Raw genomic sequence first — 18,854 nt, 5'->3', positions numbered from 1 at the left:
GCTTCAGAATACCGCTTTCACCAATTGAGCGAAAGCATGGGCGCGGTGGCTCATGGCGTGCTTGGCGTCGGGGTCCATTTCTCCAAAGCTGATGTCATGCCCATGGGGCTGAAACATCGGATCATAGCCAAAGCCCTTGTCTCCGCGCGGCGGCCAGACGATGGTGCCATCGACCCGACCCTCGAACGCTTCGACATGACCGTCCGGCCAGGCAAGGGCGAGGGCGCAAACGAAATGGGCATCATGGCCGGCATCTGGCCCTTTGGCCGCAATCCCGTCCCAGACCTTCTGCATCGCCAGGTTGAAGTCCTTGTCCGGGCCCGCCCAGCGCGCCGAAAAAAGCCCCGGATCGCCGCCCAGCGCCTCGACACATAGGCCGCTGTCGTCGGCCAGAGCGGGCAAGCCACTCAAGTCCGCCGCCTGCATCGCCTTCAACTCCGCATTGGCGATGAAGGTCGTGCCGGTTTCCTCCGGTTCGGGCAGGTCAAGCGCGCCGGCGGAAATCGGCTCAATGCCATAGGGGCCGAGCAGCGCCGCAATCTCGCGCACCTTGCCCGCATTATGACTGGCGATCACCAGCTTGCCTGGCTGCAATTTGCGGATCGCCTGTTCCTGTCCGAAATCGTCGCTCATAAGTTTTACTATCTCCGTTCACTTCGAGCTTGTCGAGAAGCGGTTTAAGACATTGGTTCTCGACAGGCTCGAACCGAACGTGGGAACGCGCTTACCGCCCGGTGGCCGCGTCCTGCGCTGCGAAGATCTTGGCGCAGCCGATGCGGGCAAGGCGCAGCAGGCGCAACAACTCTTCCTCGTCATAGGCTGCGCCTTCGGCCGTCGCTTGTACCTCGGCGAACTTGCCGTCGCCAGTCAGGATCAGGTTGGCGTCCGTCTCGGCGTTGCTATCCTCGGCATAGTCGAGGTCCAGCACGGGCGTGCCATTGTAGATGCCGCAGCTGATCGCCGCGACCTTCTGGATGATCGGGTCTTGCGTGAGCGCGCCCGAAGCCAGCAGCTTGTCGACCGCAATGCGCAGCGCGACCCACGAGCCGGAAATGGCCGCCGTGCGGGTCCCGCCGTCAGCCTGGATCACGTCGCAATCGACCACGATCTGCCGCTCGCCCAGCGCCTTGAGGTCGACGACCGTGCGCAGCGATCGGCCGATCAGCCGCTGGATCTCCTGCGTGCGGCCCGACTGCTTGCCCTTGGCCGCTTCACGGCTGCCGCGCGTGTGGGTGGCGCGGGGCAGCATGCCATATTCGGCCGTGACCCAGCCCTGGCCCTTGCCGCGCAGGAAGGGCGGCACCTTCTCCTCCACCGACGCGGTGCACAGTACGCGCGTGTCGCCGAAGCTGACGAGGCAGCTTCCCTCGGCATGAATGGTGAAGCCAGGCTCCATGGTGATGTCGCGCATCTGGTCGGGCGCGCGGCCGGAAGGACGCATAGATAATCTCCTTGCATGGATCAGGCTGGCGCGCCCAGCCGGGCCGACACCGCCGATGCGCCAGAAAGCGCACTTGCAGCGTCGCTTAGCGGTCGATGGCGCGACTTGCCAGTGTCCAGCGCGCCATTTGGACGATAAGAGGGGGCATGACGACGAAAAACATGATCGCAGCCGGCCTGATTCTGCTGGCGGGCTGCACGATGGAGAGGGAAGGGCTGGAGCCGCCAAAAGCGCCGGGCGACGTGATCCGCTTCACCGCCGGTCGCTGTTTCGGCGCGTGCCCGACCTACACGGTCCAGGTGTCGCCCGATGGCTCTGGCCTGCTGGAGCCAGAACGCAACACTTCCGTCCCCGGCGCGACCCGCTTCACCTTGTCGAGTGCCCAATATCGCCGGCTGATCACCACGCTGGCGCCGCACCGCCCGCCCACCGGCACGACGCAGCGCATCGCCCATGGCGAAAATTGCGAAACCTTCGCCACCGATCTGCCGGCCTATAAGGTTGAATGGAGCCGGCCTGGCCAGGAGTCGACAAAACTGGAATTCCAGTCGGGCTGCATGGACGCGCGCTATGGCAAGTTAAGGGTCGCTATCGCGTCCGTGCCCAAGATTCTTGACGTCGAACGCATGCTCAACCCGCGTGCGGTAACGCCGTGACGATCTTGAGCGGCGCGATTGCCGCACTTAGATAAGGATCATGTCGGTTATCCCGATCTCTGAATTGAATGATCGCGCGCGCGATGTTTTCCGCCTGGTGGTCGAAAGCTATCTAGGCACGGGCCTGCCCGTGGGCTCGCGCACGATCAGCAAGATGGCGTCCTTGAGCCTGTCGCCGGCCTCCATCCGCAATGTCATGCAGGATTTGGAGGAGCTGGGCCTGCTTGCTGCGCCGCATACTTCAGCCGGACGGATGCCTACCGAAACGGGTTTGCGTCTGTTTGTGGATGGCATGATGCAGGCGGCTGAACCGTCTATCGAGGAACGGCGCGCGATCGAGGCCGGGATTACGGAAAACGGCCCGATCGAAGAGGCTTTGTCCGCCGCCACCGCTACATTGAGCGGCCTGTCTGCCTGCGCCGGCATCGTCATGGTGCCCAAACGCGAACCGGTGCTGCGCCAGTTCGGCTTCGTGCCGCTGAACGCGCGCCAAGCGCTGGCCGTGCTGGTCGGGCAGGATGGATCGGTCGAAAATCGCGTGCTCGACCTGCCCGATGGCGTCAGCCCGGTCATGCTCAATGAAGCGGCGAATTTCATGTCGGCGCGTTTTGTCGGCCTGACCTTGCGCGAAGCGGGCGAGGCGCTTGGCCGTGAAATGGAGGCGGATCGCGGCGCGCTCGACCGGGCCGCTCGCGATCTGGTGGAACGCGGCATCGCTACCTGGTCGCACGACGCTGATGATCGTCCGGTGCTGATCGTGCGCGGGCAGTCCCGCCTGCTCGATGAAAGCATCGCCGCCGACCTCGAACGCGCGCGCCAGTTGCTCGAACAGTTGGAGGGCAAGCAGGAAATTATGGACCTGCTGCGCGGCGCGCTGGCCGGCAGCGCGACCAAAATCTTCATCGGGTCGGAAAACAAGCTCTTTTCCCTGTCGGGTTCTTCCGTCATAGCCGCACCCTATCGTGGCGCGGATGGCCGGGTCGTCGGCGTGGTCGGCGTGATCGGCCCCACGCGCTTGAACTATGCGCGAGTGATCCCCATGGTGGACTTCACTGCACAGACGCTGTCGAGATTGATGAGATGAGCGAAGACAATCAGAATCTGGAAAATACCGAAGTCGTCGATGCCCTGCCCGAAGATGGTGCGCCTTCTGGCGATGCCACGGCCGACCGCATCGCTGCTCTGGAAGCCGAGCTGGCGACCGCCAAGCAGGACATTCTCTATGCCCATGCTGATACGCAGAATGTGCGGCGGCGGCTGGAAAAGGAACTGGCCGACGCGCGCGCCTATGCCGCCACTGCCTTTGCCCGCGACATGCTGTCGGTGGCTGATAACCTGACCCGCGCGCTTGCGGCCATTCCTGCTGACCTGCGTGACGACGAGAAGTTCAAGGGGCTGGTCGTGGGCCTGGAAGCCACCGGGCGCGAGCTGGAAAGCGTGTTCGGTCGCAACGGCATCACCAAGTTGGAATCGGTTGGCCAACCGCTCGACCCCAACAAGCATCAGGCAATGATGGAAGTCCCGTCCTCTGATGCAGAGCCGGGCACTATTCTCGTTGAAATGCAGGCCGGTTATATGATCAAGGACCGCCTGCTGCGCCCTGCCATGGTCAGCGTCGCCAAAAAGCCTGACTGATAAGCTCGGCCTCCCCCTCCAATCGGTAGGGGGAGGCGAGCACGCGCAACGTTATCCTGCCAGTTGTCGATTGGGCGCCCGCCCATTCAGAATGGCGTCGATGTCGCTCTGCGAAATTCCCCAATCGGCAGGGTCGACGTTCGCCAATATTGCGTCGCGCGATAATGTTTCCCCGATCATTACGATCTCATTGTCAATCCACGCCTCCTCACGCGTGGAATAGAAGGCCAGAACCTTTGGACGTGATGCGCGCCGGCCATTGTCCAGCACCACGCCAATCCGGTTCGATCGTAGCTGCACGATCAACCCGACCGGATAGGTGTCAATGCTCTGCATAAAGCTGAACAGCAAAGCCGGATCGAAATGCCCGTCCCAGCTCTGCATTCGGGTGATCGCCTCTACCGGTGTCCAGGCTTCCTTATACGCCCGGTTGGACGTCAGCGCGTCATAGACGTCGCAAATCGCCCCCATGCGGGCGGCGAGGCTGATCTCTGAGCCCGAAAGATTTTCGGGATAACCGCTTCCATCGATTTTTTCATGGTGGTGACGGCATACGTCCAGCGCCAACTCCGGCACGGCGTCGATGTCCTTCAGTAACTCAAAGCCCCGCTCGGCATGCGTGCGCATCAGGCTGAATTCGGCATCCGTCAGCCGCCCGGCCTTGTTAAGCAATGCGTCGGGAACCAGCATCTTGCCGATGTCATGCAACAACCCTGCAGTGCTCAGGTCCGCTATCGTCGCTTCGTCCAATTTTATCTGCCGGCCAAGATTGATCATCAAGGCGCAGACCGCGACTGAGTGCAGATAGGTATATTCGTCCTTGGATTTCAGACGCAACACCTTGAGAAACGCCTGACGGTTCTTCTCGATCATGGTGGTTAAATCCGCCACCACTGCCGTCACAGCGGCACATTGCCCGGCCTTGCCTAGCCGGGCGGCATCGAAAATCTCCCGCATGACCTTCTTGGACCTGTCGGCAACGCGGCTGGCCTCGATCCGTGCCCGTTCCCGGCCATCATCCTGGCGAATGGCGCGCGCGGGCTTTACGGTGGCGGAATTGGTTGAGCGCGATGGAGTCGTGGTCACCGGAGCGATGATCCCAGACGGCTTCAAAGACGCCGGTTCGTCCACATCAAGCCCCTTCGACGTGTCGATGATCAGCCGCTCTATCCCGCTCTGAGCAATGGCGGTCATGTCATCTGCATCGACAAGCAGGAAACGTCCTCGCCAGAAGGGGTGCTTGAACCATGATCCTTCGAAACGATGGATGAACATGCCGATCCGGACCTGATCGCGGAGGATGGATTTGTACATCAGCGGCGAGTCCAACGGCCTGCGGCTGCGGGAACGGTCAGCCGCGCAAAGGTCGGATCACATACGGTTAAACATCTGCTGCGAATGATCAAGCAGTCCGGCTTGGCGATCATATGCCCTCCCAACAGTGGAGGATTAGCACATGCCGGTCAAAAACCCCTTAACGGAGCGGCCTCGCAACCCTTGACTCGCCGCTCCCATCTTGACGACATGCAAATTAAAGATATATCTAGACCTATCAAGATAAGGAATTTGGAATATGCATACTCTATGGACGGCCGATCGCAGTCGCACTCGTTGCAGGCGGAACCATGCCGGCGTAGCTGTCTCATTCGGTGTCGGCTTCGGCGGTCGCGAAGGCCATGCCGGTGGCTTTGGCGGCGATACATTTGGACATCATGGTCTTCGCGGCGGCGGTGGTGGACGAGGCGGCGGCGGGCGCCGGCGGGTTTTTGAAAATGATGCGCTGCGGCTGGTCCTGCTCAAGCTGATCGCCGATGAACCGCGTCATGGCTACGACCTCATCCGCGCGATCGAGGCGCTATCGGGAGAGGTCTATGCGCCTAGTCCGGGGGTGGTCTATCCCACGCTCACATTGCTTTCGGATATGGAATTGATCGTAGAGCAGCCGGGCGAAAGCAGCCGCAAGCGCTTCGCTATCACCGACGCTGGCCATGCCAAGCTCGCGGAAGAAAAGGCCGCACTCGATCAGGCGATGGAGCGGCTCGCTCAGCTCGCCCGCAGGGCGGAGCGCGTCGACCCGGCGCCTGTCCGCCGCGCGATGCACAATCTACGCTTCGCCGTCCAGCAACGGCTTGAAAAGGAAGGGGCCGACAACCAGACCATGTTCGACGTTGCCGCCCTGATCGACGAAGCCGCCAGCAAGATCGAAAGGCTCTGACCCATGACCATTACCGCAACCGTCCCCACCACCAGCGCCAGCCGCTATCTCCAGCAACTGTGCAAACATTGGAGCCACAAGTTCGAGGTCCGGTTTGACACGGATAGGGGGGATATCGCCTTCCCAATGGGGGCGATCCATATGGAGGCCCAGCCCGATGTACTGATTGTCTCCCTGGAACCCAGTCCCGAAGCAGATGTCGGCCGCTTCAAACAGGTCGTTGCAGATCATCTCGACCGCTTCGCCTTTCGCGAAGCGCCGCTCTCTTTCGACTGGCAGTGAAGTAAAGGGGCGGCGTGCCGCCCCCATGGCTTATCCACGCGGAATCCGCCGCGCGCTTGCCAAATGATGGGCGTGGGTGATCGCAACGGCCAAGGCGTCGGCCGCATCAGGCCCTGCAATCCTCGCCCCCGGCAGCAGGCGCTGCACCATGGCATGGACCTGGTCCTTCGATGCGTTTCCGACACCGACGACGGACTTCTTGACCAGCCGCGCGGCATATTCGCCCACCTCCATGCCCGATCGCGACGCGGCGAGCAGAACCACGCCGCGCGCCTGTCCCAGCTTCAAGGTGGATTGCGGATTGACGTTGACGAACACTTCCTCGACCGCCGCGCCATCGGGGCGGTGCTCCAGGATCAGATCGGTGAGCGCCAAGTCGATCGCCAGCAAACGTGTCGCCAGCGCCATGCCCGCGTCGGTCTTGATCTGACCATTGCCGATATGAGTCAGGCGATTGCCGTCGGCCGCGATCAGGCCCCAACCGGTCGTGCCAAGGCCGGGGTCAAGACCGAGCAGGATCATGATGCAGGGGCGGGTCGGATAGGGACGGCGGCGGGGCGTCTCAGCCCAGCTTCTCCATCACGTCATCCGACACTTCATAATTGCCCCAGACAGTCTGGACGTCGTCATCATCTTCCAGCGTGTCGACCAGCTTCATCAGCGTGCCGGCATTGCTCTCGTCGACCTCGACCGTAGTGGTCGGCCTCCAGGCGAGCTTGGCGCCGTCCGCCTCGCCCAGCTTGGCTTCCAGCGCCTTGGCGACTTGGTGCAGCGCGTCCATCGCGGTCCAGATTTCGTGCTCGTCCTCGTTGGAGGACACATCGTCAGCGCCTGCTTCCAGCGCCGCTTCGAATACAGCATCGGCATCGCCCGCGCTGGCCGGATAGGTGATGAGGCCGAGATGTTCGAAGCCATGGCTAACCGCGCCCGATGCGCCCAGATTGCCGCCATTTTTGGAAAAGGCCGTGCGGACGTTGGTGGCGGTGCGGTTGCGGTTGTCAGTCAACGCCTCGACGATGATGGCAACGCCGCCCGGACCATAGCCCTCGTAGCGCACTTCCTCATAATTCTCCATGTCGCCGCCCGACGCCTTGTCGATCGCGCGCTGGATATTGTCCTTTGGCATCGACTGCGCCTTGGCGGCATTGACGGCCAGGCGCAGGCGTGGGTTCATGTCCGGGTCGGGCATGCCCATCTTGGCTGCGACGGTGATTTCCCGGCTCAGCTTGGAGAACATCGAGGACCGCTTCTTGTCCTGCGCGCCCTTGCGATGCATGATGTTCTTGAATTTGGAATGGCCGGCCACGGCCTTTCTCCCGATAATATCTATGATCCGAAGCGCGCTCTCTAACGAGCGCGCCCCGATCCTGCAATGTCGCAGGCGCTCGTGCCGGTCCGGACAGGCCCGGGGGAAAAGTTACTCCATCCCCAGCGCGGCGAGGTAGGTCTGGAGGATAGCCTCCATTTCCTGCCGGTCGTGCGGCTGCATCTTCCGCAAGCGGACGATCTGGCGCATGATCTTGCCGTCATATCCATTGGCCTTTGCCTCCAGATAGACGTCCTTGATATCGTCGCCGATGCCCTTCTTTTCCTCTTCCAACCGCTCGATGCGCTCGATGAAAAGGCGTAGCTGATCGGCGGCAACGTTGCCCTCGCTCATGGGGTTCTCCGTATGTGAATGTGAATCGGCCGAAAGAATCGGATTGGCGCTCGCCTCTAATGGTTGTCGGCGTTCTTCGCCACACTCTCCTGCATCTTTGCGATCTGGTCGGGCGTGGCTTCGCCCTGATGCTGCGCCTTCCACTGGGCAAAGGGCATGCCGTGGATGATCTCGCGCGCTTCATCCCGGGTCACGTCGCCATGCGCCTGCGCCACCCAGTCGGCCAGGCAGTTGCGGCAGAAGCCCGCCGCCCCCATCAGATCGATATTCTGCACGTCGGTCCGGTGCTGCAAATGCGCCACCAGGCGTCGGAAGGCGGTTGCGGCAACCGCATCGGTGAGTATGGTGTCGGCCATCGGCGATCCTTTTCGCTGAAACTACATCATCCTGTCGTGCAGCACGGATAACCCATAACGACGCGCTGGCAAGGCCAAGGGTCAGGCCCGGCGCGATCATGACGGTCAGGAGAAGACATGACTAAGTTACCGCCCCGCTCGCGAAAGGTGCGCATTCTGGCAACCCTTGGCCCCGCGAGCGATACGCCCGAAATGATCCGGGCGCTTTTCGTCGCCGGGGCCGACGCCTTCCGCATCAATATGAGCCATGGCGCGCATGAGGATCATGCCGCGCGCATTGCCTCCATCCGCGCGCTGGAAAAGGAATTCAACCGGCCGACTACGATATTAGGCGACCTTCAGGGGCCAAAGCTGCGCGTCGGCACCTTCGAAAAGGGCCTTGCCATCCTGGAAAAGGGTGCTGCCTTCGTGCTGGATCAGGACGAAACGCCTGGCGATGCCCGGCGCGTCAATCTTCCCCACCCTGAAATCTACGCGGCGCTGGTTCCTGAAACACGGTTGCTGCTCGACGATGGCAAGCTGGTCCTTCGGGTGAAGGCGGTCAGCGACGATCGTATCGACACCATCGTCGAAGTCGGCGGCACCCTGTCCAATCGCAAGGGCGTCAATGTACCGGACGTCGTCGTGCCGGTGCCCGCGCTGACGGACAAGGATCGCCGTGACCTGAGCTTCGCGGTGGAGCAGGGCTGCGACTGGATCGCGCTCAGCTTCGTGCAACGACCCGAAGACCTCGCCGAAGCGCGCAAGCTGATGGGCGGTCATGGCGCGCTCATGGCGAAAATCGAAAAGCCCTCCGCAGTGCAGCGGCTGGAAGAGATCATCGAACTGGCCGATGGCGTGATGGTGGCGCGTGGCGACCTGGGCGTCGAACTGCCGCCGCAGGCCGTGCCGCCGCTTCAGAAACAGATTGTCGCCACCGCGCGCACGCTGGGACGGCCGGTGGTTGTCGCGACCCAGATGCTCGAATCAATGATCAAGTCGCCATCGCCGACCCGCGCCGAAGTGTCCGACGTCGCAACGGCGGTCTATGATGGCGCCGACGCGATCATGCTGTCGGCCGAGACGGCAGCTGGCGACTGGCCGGTCGAAGCGGTCACGATGATGGACAGCATCGCCCACAGCGTCGAGCGCGATCCGGGCTATCTGGCGCGGTTGCACTTCACGGAGACGCGGCCCGATCCAACCACCGCCGACGCCTTGGCCGAAGCGGCGAGCAGCATCGTCTCGGTCATGGGTGCCAGCGCTATCACCTGCTTCACCTCATCGGGCAGCACCGTCCGCCGGGTCGCGCGCGAGCGGCCATCGGCGTCCATCCTGGCGCTGACGCCGCGATCGGACACGGCGCGCAAGCTCGGCCTGACCTGGGGGGTCCATGCCGTTCGCACCAAGGATATCGGCAATTTCGAGGAGATGATCGGCAAGGCCCGGCGGATGGCGCTGCGTCATGGCATGTCCGAAAAGGGCGGCAAGATCGTCGTGCTGGCCGGCGTTCCCTTTGGCACGCCAGGATCGACGAACGTCCTGCATGTCGCGGCCATTCGCGGCGACGAGCTCAAGGGCCGCGACGAATCGCCATCCTTCTGATGCCTTGGGTTCCGGCGAGAGGGTCTTGCCGGAACCCAAGCGTTGCCATCGGCTTTGACAACGCGAAAAGGCGCCCGATCATCGACCGGGCGCCTTCATAATTCGTTACGCAGCTTCCAAAAGGAAGCGACGATCGTCGTTTAGCCCTGGCGAGCCTTGAAGCGACGATTGGTCTTGTTGATGACATAGGTGCGGCCGCGACGACGGATCACGCGGTTGTCCCGGTGGCGGCCCTTGAGCGACTTGAGCGAGTTGCGGATCTTCATGGCAGTCGGCCTTTGATGAATCTGGTTTCGGTCTGAATTTCGAAGCGCTGCCCCTATGGGCCGGGGCGTTCAAAGTCAAGCGCGATGCGCCCATTTTTACCCCTGTTCATCGTCGATGCAGCAACTTCGTGGCTTTACGCGTTGAGAGGGGATTAGATCCGTCGCGCCGTCTATCCGGCACATGCCCGTTGGAGTGAAGTCATGTCAAAGCGTCCCCTGATTGCCGCCATTCTAGCTTTGCCGCTCGCCGCCTGTGCGACCGTTCCGCCGGTGGAAGTGACGCGCTTTCACATCGACAATCCGGCGCGATCCGGCACGATCGCCGTGGAAGAAATGCCTGGCAATCCCGATGTCAGCCTGGAGTTTCGCACCTATGCCGCGTCGGTGCAGCAGCAGTTTGCGCAGGTGGGCTTTGAACCCGTGCCAGAGGGCGCCAGCAGCGACTATGTCGCGCTCGTCAACTTTCGCCGCAGCTTCCGGCCCGGCGGCGTCGATCGCAGCGGCCGGCCAGTGAGCGTGGGTGTTGGCGGCGGCGTTGGCAGCGGTGGCTATTCCGGCCTGGGGCTGGGCGTTGGCATCAACCTGTCCGGCAAGCCCAAGGATATCGTGACGACCGAGTTGCACGTGCAATTGCGCCGGCGATCCGATTCGACGACGATCTGGGAAGGTCGCGCCTATACCGAAGGCAAGCAGGGATCGGCCGAGGCGCAACCCGCCGCCGCCGCACAGAAGCTCGCCAGTGCGTTGATCAGGGGCTATCCTGGCGAATCCGGGCGCACTATAACGGTCAAATGAGCATCAGCATTTCCAGCGCTTTCGATAGCGGCAACATTCGCGTCCTTTCCATCACCGACACGGCGTCAGGCCCGCGCGCCGAACTGGAGATCGTCACCGATCATCAGAGCGATTTTTACCAGTGGTTCCATTTCCGCCTGGCCAACGCGGCGGGGCAGGATGTGGAACTGGCCATCGTCAATGGCGCGCGGTCGGCCTATCCGGATGGCTGGCCCGGCTATTGCGCCCGCGTCAGCGAAGATCGCGAAAACTGGTTTCTTGCCGACACCAGCTATGCCGACGGCACGCTCACCATCCGCCTGACGCCCGATAGCAATGCCGTGTGGATCGCCTATTTCGCGCCCTATTCGATGGAACGCCATCATGACCTGATCGCCTGGGCGGCGGGGCAGCCGGGCGTGGTTCATCGCGAATTGGGTCTGACGCTGGACGGGCAACCGATGGACATGCTGACGCTGGGCGATGGTCCTAAGCAGCTGTGGCTCTATGCGCGCCAGCATCCGGGCGAAACCATGGCGCAGTGGTGGATGGAAGGCGCGCTGGAACGATTGTGCGACGAAGAAGACGCCGTCGCGCGCTTGTTGCGGCAGAAGGCGACGATCCATCTTGTCCCCAATATGAATCCCGACGGCAGCCGGCGCGGGCATCTGCGCACCAATGCGGCTGGCGTCAACCTCAACCGCGAATGGCACGAACCCAGCGCGGAACGAAGCCCGGAAGTGCTGATGGTGCGCGACGCCATGGATGAAAGCGGCGTCCATTTCGCGATGGACGTCCATGGCGACGAGGCTATTCCCGCCGTCTTTATCGCAGGCTTTGACGGCATTCCTTCCATCACCGAGCGTCAATCGCAGCTCTATCATCGCTATCGTGACACGCTGGCGCAGCGCACGCCCGATTTTCAGACGCGGCTGGGCTATCCGGTTGCCGGCGCGGGCAAGGCCAATCTGTCCATGTCCACCAATCAGGTGGCGGAGCGGTTCGGGGCGGTGGCCATGACGCTGGAAATGCCCTTCAAGGACAATAACGACCTGCCCGACGCCGATTATGGCTGGTCGCCGGCTCGGTCGATGCAGTTGGCCAAGGATTGCCTGGCCGTGCTGGCGGAGATGATCGACGATCTGTGACAGATGCGCGTTGGCGCGTCAGTCGAACAGCTCAGACAGGAAATTCGTCATCGCCTGGAAGCTCCGCCGATCTGCGGCGGGGCTGTAGGCCAAGCCCTTGTCAGGCATTTTGGCCGATTCGTCAGTAAAGGCATGCCCGGTGTGGCCATAGGCATGGATTTGCCAGTCGCATCCGGCTTCCGTCAGTTCACGGGCAAGCCCCATCGTCGCCTCGGGCGGAGCGATCGGGTCGTCCCAGCCATGGCAGACCAGCAGTTTTGCGCTGATGGCGGCATAGGGGAAGGGCGGCGGATCATAGACGCCATGGAAGCTGACGCCGCCCGCAATGTCCGCGCCGCTGCGCGCCAGGTCGAGGACGCACAGGCCGCCGAAGCAGAAACCGATAGCTGCCGTCCGGTCCGCGTCCACCATGTCCAGCCCCTTGAGCACCATATGCGCCGCGTTGAGCCGGTCGCGCAAAAGGGCGCGGTCGGCGCGCAGCGCATTCATGTAACGAGCCGCATCCGGCTCGGCCCGGGTGGTGCGCTTGCCCTGTCCATACAGGTCGACCACCAACAGGCTGTAATTAAGCTCCGCCAGTTTCTGCGCATAGGCGACATCCGCTTCCTTGGTGCCGAGCACATTGGGGAAGAGCAGGATGCCTGGGCGCGGACCGGCCTTGGCATCGGCGACGACCATATGCTCGAACGGCTCTCCGTCAATCTGATGAACCAGCGGTTCGCGCACGATGGTCATGATCGTCTCCTTGAGGGTTTAGATGCTGCCAAAACCGGGCGCTTCGCCGCGCGCGTTCGCTCGCAGTCGTTGCGGCCTCTTCCAGCCGATACGGGGCCGCTTGCGCAGCCGCAATGTCGGCCAGTCGCCACGGTCGCTGCGTTCAGCGAGGCGCATGCCCTGCGCCCGATAGGCCGCCAGGACAGCATTAGCCTGGCCGTTCAGCAGGCCTGCCAGGACGATCGTGCCGCCATCCTCGACCAGGGCGCATAAGGAAGGCGCGAGTTCGATCAGCGGACCGGCCAGGATGTTGGCGATCAGCAGGTCATAGGGCGCGCGGCCGATGATTGCGGCATGGTCGGCGCCCGCTGCCGTCACCAGCGCCAATTTCCCGGCGCCGCTGCCCAGCGTGACTCCATTGGCGCGGGCATTGTCGGCGCTGATTTCCACCGCAACCGGGTCGATGTCCGACGCGATGGCGTGCGCGCGCGGCCAGAGGTTCAGCGCGGCAAAGGCAAGCAGCCCCGTGCCGGTGCCGATGTCGGCGACATTGCGGTATCGCATGCCCACGCGCCGCATCCGGTCCAGCATGGCGAGGCATCCGGCGGTGGTTTCATGCTGGCCTGTGCCAAAGGCGCGGCTGGCCTCGATCAGCAGATTGACATGCCCCGGCGCTTCCGGATCGCTGGCCAGATTGCGGACGTGGAAGCGGCCGGCGGTGACGGCCTCCAGCCCCTGCTGGCTGATCGTCACCCAATCTTCGTCGGGCAGTTGCTCGATAAGGGGTTTTGTCCCGGTGGCGCTGGGCACCAGCGTCTTGAGCAGTTTCACGGCAGCGGCGCTGGGCTTGCCTTCGAAATAGGCATCCAGCTGCCACTGATCCTCGTCGTCGGGATTGGCCTCGCTGGTCATCAAAACCGGCGGGCGGTCCATCAGGGCGAAGGCGGCGATGTCGCCGTCTAATGCCTCGGCCTCGGCGCGGGTGCAGGGCAGGGTGACTTTCCAGCTTTGCCCGGCTGGCGCGGCGACGGCATCATTCATGCCGCCGGCCTTACTCCAGCATGCAAGGGAGGGGAAGCGTCAGGCGACCTGCCGCCCAAAGTCGGACGACGCATTGCGCAGCCCCGCCAATTTGCCCTCCACGCTCATGAAGCCGCGTTCCAGCTGGTCGATTTCCGACGCGACGATCTCCGTATCCTGGCGGATCGCGGAAATGGTGCTGGACATCGAATCAGCGGCCAGCGCGGTTTCGTCCACAGCCGCGGTTATCATCGTGACGGTCTGCGCCTGCGCGTCCATGGCGTGGCGGATGCGATCGGCGCTGGCCTGAACCTCGCCGACGGTGTCGCGGATACGCTCGTTGGTTTCGACCGACTGGCGCGTCGAATTCTGGATATCGGCGATCTTGCCGGCGATTTCGTCGGTTGCGCGCGCGGTCTGGTTGGCGAGGCTCTTGACCTCCTGCGCCACGACCGCAAAGCCGCGCCCCGCATCCCCTGCACGCGCCGCTTCGATCGTGGCGTTGAGCGCCAGCAAATTGGTCTGGCCGGCGATGTCGCGGATCAGGCCCAGGATGGATTCGATCGATTTGGCATGCTCGGACAGGGTGGCGGACATGCTGACGGCGTCGCCCGATTGCTGCGCGGCGCGTTGCGCTACGTCGGCCGCGCCCTCGACTTCGGTGCGCGCGTCTTCGATCGCGCGGATGAGGCCGGCAGAGGTGCGCGCGGCTTCACGCATCGCCAGAGCCGACTGTTCGGCGGCGGCGGCGACTTCGGACGCCTTGCCCAGCATGCCGCGGGTCGCGGCCGACGCATCCTTGGCCTGTTCGCGCAGTGATTCGCCCAGTTTCGTCGCGCCGTCGATTTCGCCCATGATGCGCTGCTCGAACAACAGACCATAGCGCTGCCGCTCGGATTTCTGCGCTTCGGCCTGATCATTGGCCAGCACATTGCTCATGACGCCCGAATCAAGCATCGCAATCTGCAACATCGCCCGTTGCAATCCGCGTGCGCGCGCCGGATCGTCGGCGCATCGTTCCCACAGCAGATCCAGGATGGTTTCGTTGGCGCTGGCGACTGCGGTGATGACCGCCCGAACCGAAACGTCATGCTTGCGCGCATGGCGCACGCAATTGGCGGCCGATCGCGCCCAGTCGCCCTGCTGAAAATGCAGCAGTTTCTGTTCGACATAATGCCGCGCCTCAGTGCGGATTCGTTCCACGACCGCGCTGCCCAATCGCTGGTCCAGCCCGGTGTCGCGCATGTAGGAAGTGAAAAAGGCCTCCGCGACCTTGGGTATGTCCGCCTCGATCAGCTGGCCGATTTCCTGCGCGGCGCGGCCCACTTGACCGCTGGCGTCGATTTCCGCCATCAGTTCGGGGTTGAGGGTAGCGGCGGATACGGTCGACGGCATGGATGAGTGCCCTTGCTGGTCTTGTGAATGGTGAACTGGCGCCATCCTTAGCGGCCTTTGGTTAATCACTTCTTATGCCAGATAGCCCTGAAGTGCAGGCTTTCGCACGCTTGCGCGGCTTGCCCTTGTCGCGCTTCGCTCTTAAGGGGACGGGACTCGAGCACAAGATCAGGGACAAGGGTAGACATGGCGCGAACCTCCAGCCGGCCGCTCTCGCCGCATTTGACGATCTGGAAATGGGGCCCGCACATGGCCGTTTCCATCATGCACCGCGTGACGGGCAACGGCCTGGCCACGGTCGGCGCGCTGGGCCTGGTCTGGTGGCTGATGGCCGCCGCGATTGGCCCGGAAGCCTATGCGACCTTCGTCAGTTGCGCGACATCGCCCATTGGCTATCTGGTGATGATCGGCCTTAGCTGGTTCTTCTTCCAACATCTCTGCTCCGGATTGCGCCACTTCGTCCTCGACATGGGGGCGGGCTATGAACTGCGCACCAACAAGAGCTGGTCGATCGGCGTGTTCCTTGCCGGCGCGGCGCTGACCATCCTGTTCTGGGCATATATCTTCTTCGGAAAGGCGTTCTGATGGGCACGGGAACTGGTATCGGCCGCGTTCGCGGGCTCGGCTCCGCCAAGGAAGGCGCGCATCACTGGCTGACGCAGCGTTATACGGCGGTCGGCAATCTGCTGCTGGTGCTGTGGCTGCTGTTCAGCCTCATCAGCCTGCCGGGCCTCGATTATGACAGCGTGGTCGCCTGGATCGCCAACCCGCTGGTCGCGGTGCCGATGATGTTGATGCTGGTCAGCATCTTCCTGCACCTGCGCCTTGGCATGCAGGTGATGCTGGAGGATTATGTCCATGACAAGGGCCTCAATTTCCTCTGCATCCTGCTGCTGAACTTCTATGCCATTGGCGGCGCGGCCGCCGGCATCTTCGCGATCGCCAAGATCGCCTTCACGGGGACTGCCGAATAATGACCGAAGCCTACAAGATCATCGATCACACCTATGACACGGTCGTCGTCGGCGCGGGCGGTTCGGGCCTGCGCGCCACCATGGGCAGCGCCGAAGCGGGCCTGAAGACCGCCTGCATCACCAAGCTGTTCCCAACCCGGTCGCACACCGTGGCGGCGCAGGGCGGCATCGCCGCGTCTCTGGGCAACAACAGCCCCGACCACTGGACCTGGCATATGTACGACACCGTCAAGGGGTCTGACTGGCTGGGCGACCAGGACGCGATCGAATATATGGTGCGCGAAGCGCCTGCCGCGGTCATCGAGCTGGAACATGCCGGCGTGCCGTTCAGCCGCAACGAAAATGGGACGATCTACCAGCGTCCCTTCGGTGGCCATATGCAGAATATGGGCGAAGGCCCGCCGGTGCAGCGCACATGCGCAGCGGCCGACCGTACCGGCCATGCGATGCTCCACGCGCTCTATCAGCAGTCGCTGAAATATGACGCGGACTTTTACATCGAATATTTCGCCATCGACCTGATCATGGAAAATGGGGAATGCCGGGGCGTCATCGCCATCTGCATGGAGGACGGCTCCATCCACCGCTTCCGCGCGCATGCGGTCGTGCTGGCGACGGGCGGCTATGGCCGCGCCTATTTCTCGGCCACGTCGGCGCATAGCTGCACCGGCGATGGCGGCGGCATGGTGCTGCGCGCTGGCCTGCCGCTCCAGGATCTGGAGTTCGTGCAGTTCCACCCGACCGGCATCTACGGCGCGGGCGTGCTCATCACCGAAGGCGCGCGTGGCGAGGGCGGCTACCTCACCAACAGCGAAGGCGAGCGTTTCATGGAACGCTATGCCCCGTCGGCGAAGGATCTGGCCAGCCGTGACGTCGTGTCGCGATCCATGGCGATGGAAATGCGCGAAGGGCGCGGCGTTGGTCCCAACAAGGACCATATCTTCCTGCACCTGGATCATATCGATCCCAAGGTGCTGGCCGAACGCCTGCCCGGCATCACCGAAAGCGGCAAGATTTTCGCGGGCGTCGATCTGACGCGCCAGCCGCTGCCGGTCACGCCGACGGTCCATTACAATATGGGCGGCATCCCCTGTAACTATCATGGCCAGGTGGTGACGAAGGTCGGCGACGATCCCGAAGTCGTGGTGCCTGGCCTTTATGCCGTGGGCGAAGCCGCCTGCGTGTCGGTCCATGGCGCGAACCGCCTTGGCTCCAACAGCCTCATTGACCTTGTCGTGTTCGGCCGCGCGACCGGCCTGCACCTCAAGGAAACATTGAAGCCCAATGGCAGCCACAAGCCGCTGCCCAAGGATGCGGCCGATCTGGCGCTGTCCCGCCTCGACACATATCGCAATGCCAAGGGCGGGTCGCCCACCGCCGCGATCCGTCTGGAAATGCAGCACACCATGCAGAAGCATGCCGCCGTGTTCCGCGACAGCGAGTTGCTGGCCGAGGGCGTGCAGAAGATGGCGCAGGTCAACAAGCGGATGGAGGACGTGTCCGTCGCCGACCGCTCGCTGATCTGGAACACCGACCTCATCGAGACGCTGGAGCTCGACAATCTTATGTCGTCGGCGGTCTGCACGATGGTCAGCGCGGAAAACCGCAAGGAAAGCCGTGGCGCGCATGCGCATGAGGATTTCCCGAACCGCGACGACGAAAACTGGATGAAGCACACGATCAGCTGGTTCGACGGCTGGGGTGGCCAGGGCGGCAAGGTCAGCCTCGATTATCGTCCGGTCCACGATTACACGCTCACCGACGAAGCAGATTATATCAAGCCCAAGGCGCGAGTTTACTAAGGGCCGCGACGACGGGTTGAAGGATAAGGGCGGGCCGGCGGGTTCGCCCTTTTCGTTTGGGGGAAGCGGTGGCCGGTCGAGCCGGGCGGCATTGCTGTCCTGCCTGAGCGGGCGGGGAACGAGCGCCGATCCCAAACGTCCATGCCGGGAATGCGCCACAGGGCGGAAGGGACCGGGATGGACGAAACCGACAGCAAATGGATGCAACGCGCGATCGACCTTGCGCGCAGCAAGGGCAGTTCGCCGCAGGACACGCCGATCGCTGCGATCATTGTGCTCGACGGCGCGGTGCTGGCGCAGGGCGTCAATGAAACCGAGGAGCGGTGCGACGCCACCGCGCATGCCGAAATGATGGCGTTTCGCGCGGCGGGGCAGGTCCATGGCGACATGGATTTGCGCGGGGCGACGCTCTATTCGACGCTCCAGCCGTGCGGCATGTGTACCATGGCGTCGATCTGGACCAAGATCGGCCGCATCGTCTATGGCGCGGGGCGCGACGATGTCCACGCCATGTATTTCGAGGACCGGCATCTCGACACGATGGACTTCATCGCCGACGCCTGGCGCGACGACCTGACGCTGGAGGGCGGATGCCTGAAAGACGCATGCGCGTCGCTCTATTTTGGTCCCGATGATGACGTGCCGGAGGAGCTTCAGGGCAATATCTGATCGGCGCGCCGCGTGACGGGTGCGAAGTTCACAATGTCGTCGGGCGTTTTCGGCCCGAAGCGACCATGAGGCGACTACGAAGCGCCTGCGAGGCGACCATGAAACGACACATCCAACAGGGTGTTGGCGGACGGGAATGGCAGGCGGAAGAGACTGCGAGCGCATCGACAAGGATGAAGCAGAGAAGGCGGGAATAGGACAGATATTTGCGGGGGGAGGGGTGGCTGGGCGTCCGTCCGGTGTCGACCAAGGTCGGCGGTCAA

The 18,854-nt window shown here is 63.1% G+C and carries 23 protein-coding genes; 12 read left to right on the top strand and 11 right to left on the bottom strand.

Going from position 1 to position 18,854, the window contains the following annotated elements:
- Positions 1–3: 3 nt before the first annotated feature.
- On the bottom strand, positions 4–633 hold the full coding sequence (gene rdgB, locus LL253_RS00530) for an RdgB/HAM1 family non-canonical purine NTP pyrophosphatase (RefSeq protein ID WP_228225819.1): 630 nt from the start codon (positions 631–633) through the stop codon (positions 4–6).
- A gap of 91 nt (positions 634–724) precedes the next feature.
- Entirely contained in the window at positions 725–1,441 is a 717-nt protein-coding gene (rph, locus tag LL253_RS00525) for a ribonuclease PH (RefSeq protein WP_228225818.1), read from the bottom strand.
- A 146-nt stretch (positions 1,442–1,587) separates the two neighbouring features.
- On the opposite strand from rph, the gene LL253_RS00520 reads away from it, so the two are divergent.
- The 3 genes from LL253_RS00520 to grpE are packed head-to-tail and all read left to right on the top strand — an operon-like array spanning position 1,588 to position 3,732.
- Complete coding sequence (locus LL253_RS00520; RefSeq protein ID WP_009822281.1) at positions 1,588–2,097, top strand: DUF6438 domain-containing protein; 510 nt, start codon at positions 1,588–1,590, stop codon at positions 2,095–2,097.
- 40 nt (positions 2,098–2,137) lie between these two features.
- Positions 2,138–3,181, top strand: coding sequence for a heat-inducible transcriptional repressor HrcA (gene hrcA, locus LL253_RS00515; RefSeq protein ID WP_009822280.1), 1,044 nt, complete (start codon positions 2,138–2,140; stop codon positions 3,179–3,181).
- Positions 3,178–3,732 (top strand): nucleotide exchange factor GrpE, encoded by a 555-nt coding sequence (gene grpE / locus LL253_RS00510; RefSeq protein WP_228225817.1) that lies wholly within the window; start codon positions 3,178–3,180, stop codon positions 3,730–3,732. Before hrcA ends, grpE begins: the two co-directional genes overlap by 4 nt.
- A 51-nt stretch (positions 3,733–3,783) precedes the next feature.
- Here grpE and LL253_RS00505 read toward each other — a convergent pair whose 3' ends face one another.
- The gene (locus LL253_RS00505) at positions 3,784–5,046 is read right to left on the bottom strand and encodes an HD-GYP domain-containing protein (RefSeq protein ID WP_228225816.1); all 1,263 of its coding nucleotides are present in this window, start codon (positions 5,044–5,046) and stop codon (positions 3,784–3,786) included.
- A 259-nt stretch (positions 5,047–5,305) separates the two neighbouring features.
- Between LL253_RS00505 and LL253_RS00500 the strand changes: the two genes are divergently transcribed.
- On the top strand, positions 5,306–5,947 hold the full coding sequence (locus LL253_RS00500) for a PadR family transcriptional regulator (RefSeq protein WP_228225815.1): 642 nt from the start codon (positions 5,306–5,308) through the stop codon (positions 5,945–5,947).
- Between the two features lie 3 nt (positions 5,948–5,950).
- Complete coding sequence (locus LL253_RS00495) at positions 5,951–6,229, top strand: DUF2218 domain-containing protein (RefSeq protein WP_228220831.1); 279 nt, start codon at positions 5,951–5,953, stop codon at positions 6,227–6,229.
- 30 nt (positions 6,230–6,259) lie between these two features.
- On the opposite strand, the gene ruvC is transcribed toward LL253_RS00495, so the two are convergent.
- The 4 genes from ruvC to LL253_RS00475 all read right to left on the bottom strand — a co-directional run bounded on the left by ruvC (position 6,260) and on the right by LL253_RS00475 (position 8,245).
- On the bottom strand, positions 6,260–6,751 hold the full coding sequence (gene ruvC, locus LL253_RS00490) for a crossover junction endodeoxyribonuclease RuvC (protein ID WP_228225814.1): 492 nt from the start codon (positions 6,749–6,751) through the stop codon (positions 6,260–6,262).
- A gap of 40 nt (positions 6,752–6,791) precedes the next feature.
- Positions 6,792–7,535 (bottom strand): YebC/PmpR family DNA-binding transcriptional regulator, encoded by a 744-nt coding sequence (locus LL253_RS00485; protein ID WP_228225813.1) that lies wholly within the window; start codon positions 7,533–7,535, stop codon positions 6,792–6,794.
- Between the two features lie 111 nt (positions 7,536–7,646).
- Entirely contained in the window at positions 7,647–7,889 is a 243-nt protein-coding gene (locus tag LL253_RS00480; protein WP_009822273.1) for a DUF2312 domain-containing protein, read from the bottom strand.
- A 56-nt stretch (positions 7,890–7,945) separates the two neighbouring features.
- A complete protein-coding gene (locus tag LL253_RS00475; protein ID WP_009822272.1) occupies positions 7,946–8,245 on the bottom strand; it encodes a DUF1244 domain-containing protein in 300 nt (99 codons plus the stop codon).
- A 117-nt stretch (positions 8,246–8,362) separates the two neighbouring features.
- Between LL253_RS00475 and pyk the strand changes: the two genes are divergently transcribed.
- Positions 8,363–9,829: a pyruvate kinase gene (gene pyk, locus LL253_RS00470; RefSeq protein ID WP_228225812.1), complete on the top strand. Its 1,467-nt coding sequence runs from the start codon at positions 8,363–8,365 to the stop codon at positions 9,827–9,829.
- Between the two features lie 140 nt (positions 9,830–9,969).
- Here pyk and ykgO read toward each other — a convergent pair whose 3' ends face one another.
- Positions 9,970–10,095, bottom strand: coding sequence for a type B 50S ribosomal protein L36 (ykgO, locus tag LL253_RS00465; RefSeq protein ID WP_004210176.1), 126 nt, complete (start codon positions 10,093–10,095; stop codon positions 9,970–9,972).
- Between the two features lie 201 nt (positions 10,096–10,296).
- On the opposite strand from ykgO, the gene LL253_RS00460 reads away from it, so the two are divergent.
- Both LL253_RS00460 and LL253_RS00455 read left to right on the top strand, forming a co-directional pair.
- Entirely contained in the window at positions 10,297–10,890 is a 594-nt protein-coding gene (locus LL253_RS00460; protein WP_009822270.1) for a hypothetical protein, read from the top strand.
- Positions 10,887–12,017 (top strand): M14 family metallopeptidase, encoded by a 1,131-nt coding sequence (locus tag LL253_RS00455; RefSeq protein WP_009822269.1) that lies wholly within the window; start codon positions 10,887–10,889, stop codon positions 12,015–12,017. The genes LL253_RS00460 and LL253_RS00455 overlap by 4 nt, the downstream gene beginning before the upstream one ends.
- Positions 12,018–12,035: 18 nt before the next feature.
- Here LL253_RS00455 and LL253_RS00450 read toward each other — a convergent pair whose 3' ends face one another.
- From LL253_RS00450 to LL253_RS00440, 3 genes are read right to left on the bottom strand one after another with little or no spacing between them, the layout of a single operon-like run.
- Positions 12,036–12,752, bottom strand: coding sequence for a dienelactone hydrolase family protein (locus tag LL253_RS00450; protein WP_228225811.1), 717 nt, complete (start codon positions 12,750–12,752; stop codon positions 12,036–12,038).
- Between the two features lie 18 nt (positions 12,753–12,770).
- Positions 12,771–13,772, bottom strand: coding sequence for a 50S ribosomal protein L11 methyltransferase (locus tag LL253_RS00445; RefSeq protein ID WP_228225810.1), 1,002 nt, complete (start codon positions 13,770–13,772; stop codon positions 12,771–12,773).
- 39 nt (positions 13,773–13,811) lie between these two features.
- Entirely contained in the window at positions 13,812–15,146 is a 1,335-nt protein-coding gene (locus LL253_RS00440) for a methyl-accepting chemotaxis protein (RefSeq protein WP_228225809.1), read from the bottom strand.
- 186 nt (positions 15,147–15,332) lie between these two features.
- Between LL253_RS00440 and sdhC the strand changes: the two genes are divergently transcribed.
- The 4 genes from sdhC to LL253_RS00420 all read left to right on the top strand — a co-directional run bounded on the left by sdhC (position 15,333) and on the right by LL253_RS00420 (position 18,591).
- The gene (gene sdhC, locus LL253_RS00435) at positions 15,333–15,731 is read left to right on the top strand and encodes a succinate dehydrogenase, cytochrome b556 subunit (protein WP_037542946.1); all 399 of its coding nucleotides are present in this window, start codon (positions 15,333–15,335) and stop codon (positions 15,729–15,731) included.
- On the top strand, positions 15,731–16,120 hold the full coding sequence (gene sdhD / locus LL253_RS00430; RefSeq protein ID WP_009822263.1) for a succinate dehydrogenase, hydrophobic membrane anchor protein: 390 nt from the start codon (positions 15,731–15,733) through the stop codon (positions 16,118–16,120). Before sdhC ends, sdhD begins: the two co-directional genes overlap by 1 nt.
- Positions 16,120–17,922, top strand: a complete 1,803-nt coding sequence (gene sdhA / locus LL253_RS00425) for a succinate dehydrogenase flavoprotein subunit (protein WP_228225808.1) — start codon at positions 16,120–16,122, stop codon at positions 17,920–17,922. The genes sdhD and sdhA overlap by 1 nt, the downstream gene beginning before the upstream one ends.
- 177 nt (positions 17,923–18,099) lie before the next feature.
- Positions 18,100–18,591 carry a nucleoside deaminase gene (locus LL253_RS00420; RefSeq protein WP_021226364.1) on the top strand — a complete coding sequence of 164 codons (492 nt, stop codon included), beginning with the start codon at positions 18,100–18,102 and terminating at the stop codon, positions 18,589–18,591.
- Positions 18,592–18,854 lie beyond the last annotated feature (263 nt).

It is taken from the genome of Sphingobium soli, assembly GCF_020782245.1.
GTDB classification, from domain to species: Bacteria; Pseudomonadota; Alphaproteobacteria; order Sphingomonadales; family Sphingomonadaceae; genus Sphingobium; species Sphingobium soli.
The sequence above is the reverse complement of the archived record's forward strand: the minus strand, read 5'-3'. Positions and strand labels throughout refer to the sequence as shown.

Coding starts and splice junctions, on each gene's coding strand:
- rdgB (WP_228225819.1), bottom strand. CDS start 633: ATGAGCGACGATTTCGGACAGGAACAGGCGATCCGCAAATTGCAGCCA.
- rph (WP_228225818.1), bottom strand. CDS start 1,441: ATGCGTCCTTCCGGCCGCGCGCCCGACCAGATGCGCGACATCACCATG.
- LL253_RS00520 (WP_009822281.1), top strand. CDS start 1,588: ATGACGACGAAAAACATGATCGCAGCCGGCCTGATTCTGCTGGCGGGC.
- hrcA (WP_009822280.1), top strand. CDS start 2,138: ATGTCGGTTATCCCGATCTCTGAATTGAATGATCGCGCGCGCGATGTT.
- grpE (WP_228225817.1), top strand. CDS start 3,178: ATGAGCGAAGACAATCAGAATCTGGAAAATACCGAAGTCGTCGATGCC.
- LL253_RS00505 (WP_228225816.1), bottom strand. CDS start 5,046: ATGTACAAATCCATCCTCCGCGATCAGGTCCGGATCGGCATGTTCATC.
- LL253_RS00500 (WP_228225815.1), top strand. CDS start 5,306: ATGCATACTCTATGGACGGCCGATCGCAGTCGCACTCGTTGCAGGCGG.
- LL253_RS00495 (WP_228220831.1), top strand. CDS start 5,951: ATGACCATTACCGCAACCGTCCCCACCACCAGCGCCAGCCGCTATCTC.
- ruvC (WP_228225814.1), bottom strand. CDS start 6,751: ATGATCCTGCTCGGTCTTGACCCCGGCCTTGGCACGACCGGTTGGGGC.
- LL253_RS00480 (WP_009822273.1), bottom strand. CDS start 7,889: ATGAGCGAGGGCAACGTTGCCGCCGATCAGCTACGCCTTTTCATCGAG.
- LL253_RS00475 (WP_009822272.1), bottom strand. CDS start 8,245: ATGGCCGACACCATACTCACCGATGCGGTTGCCGCAACCGCCTTCCGA.
- pyk (WP_228225812.1), top strand. CDS start 8,363: ATGACTAAGTTACCGCCCCGCTCGCGAAAGGTGCGCATTCTGGCAACC.
- ykgO (WP_004210176.1), bottom strand. CDS start 10,095: ATGAAGATCCGCAACTCGCTCAAGTCGCTCAAGGGCCGCCACCGGGAC.
- LL253_RS00460 (WP_009822270.1), top strand. CDS start 10,297: ATGTCAAAGCGTCCCCTGATTGCCGCCATTCTAGCTTTGCCGCTCGCC.
- LL253_RS00455 (WP_009822269.1), top strand. CDS start 10,887: ATGAGCATCAGCATTTCCAGCGCTTTCGATAGCGGCAACATTCGCGTC.
- LL253_RS00450 (WP_228225811.1), bottom strand. CDS start 12,752: ATGACCATCGTGCGCGAACCGCTGGTTCATCAGATTGACGGAGAGCCG.
- LL253_RS00445 (WP_228225810.1), bottom strand. CDS start 13,772: ATGAATGATGCCGTCGCCGCGCCAGCCGGGCAAAGCTGGAAAGTCACC.
- LL253_RS00440 (WP_228225809.1), bottom strand. CDS start 15,146: ATGCCGTCGACCGTATCCGCCGCTACCCTCAACCCCGAACTGATGGCG.
- sdhC (WP_037542946.1), top strand. CDS start 15,333: ATGGCGCGAACCTCCAGCCGGCCGCTCTCGCCGCATTTGACGATCTGG.
- sdhD (WP_009822263.1), top strand. CDS start 15,731: ATGGGCACGGGAACTGGTATCGGCCGCGTTCGCGGGCTCGGCTCCGCC.
- sdhA (WP_228225808.1), top strand. CDS start 16,120: ATGACCGAAGCCTACAAGATCATCGATCACACCTATGACACGGTCGTC.
- LL253_RS00420 (WP_021226364.1), top strand. CDS start 18,100: ATGGACGAAACCGACAGCAAATGGATGCAACGCGCGATCGACCTTGCG.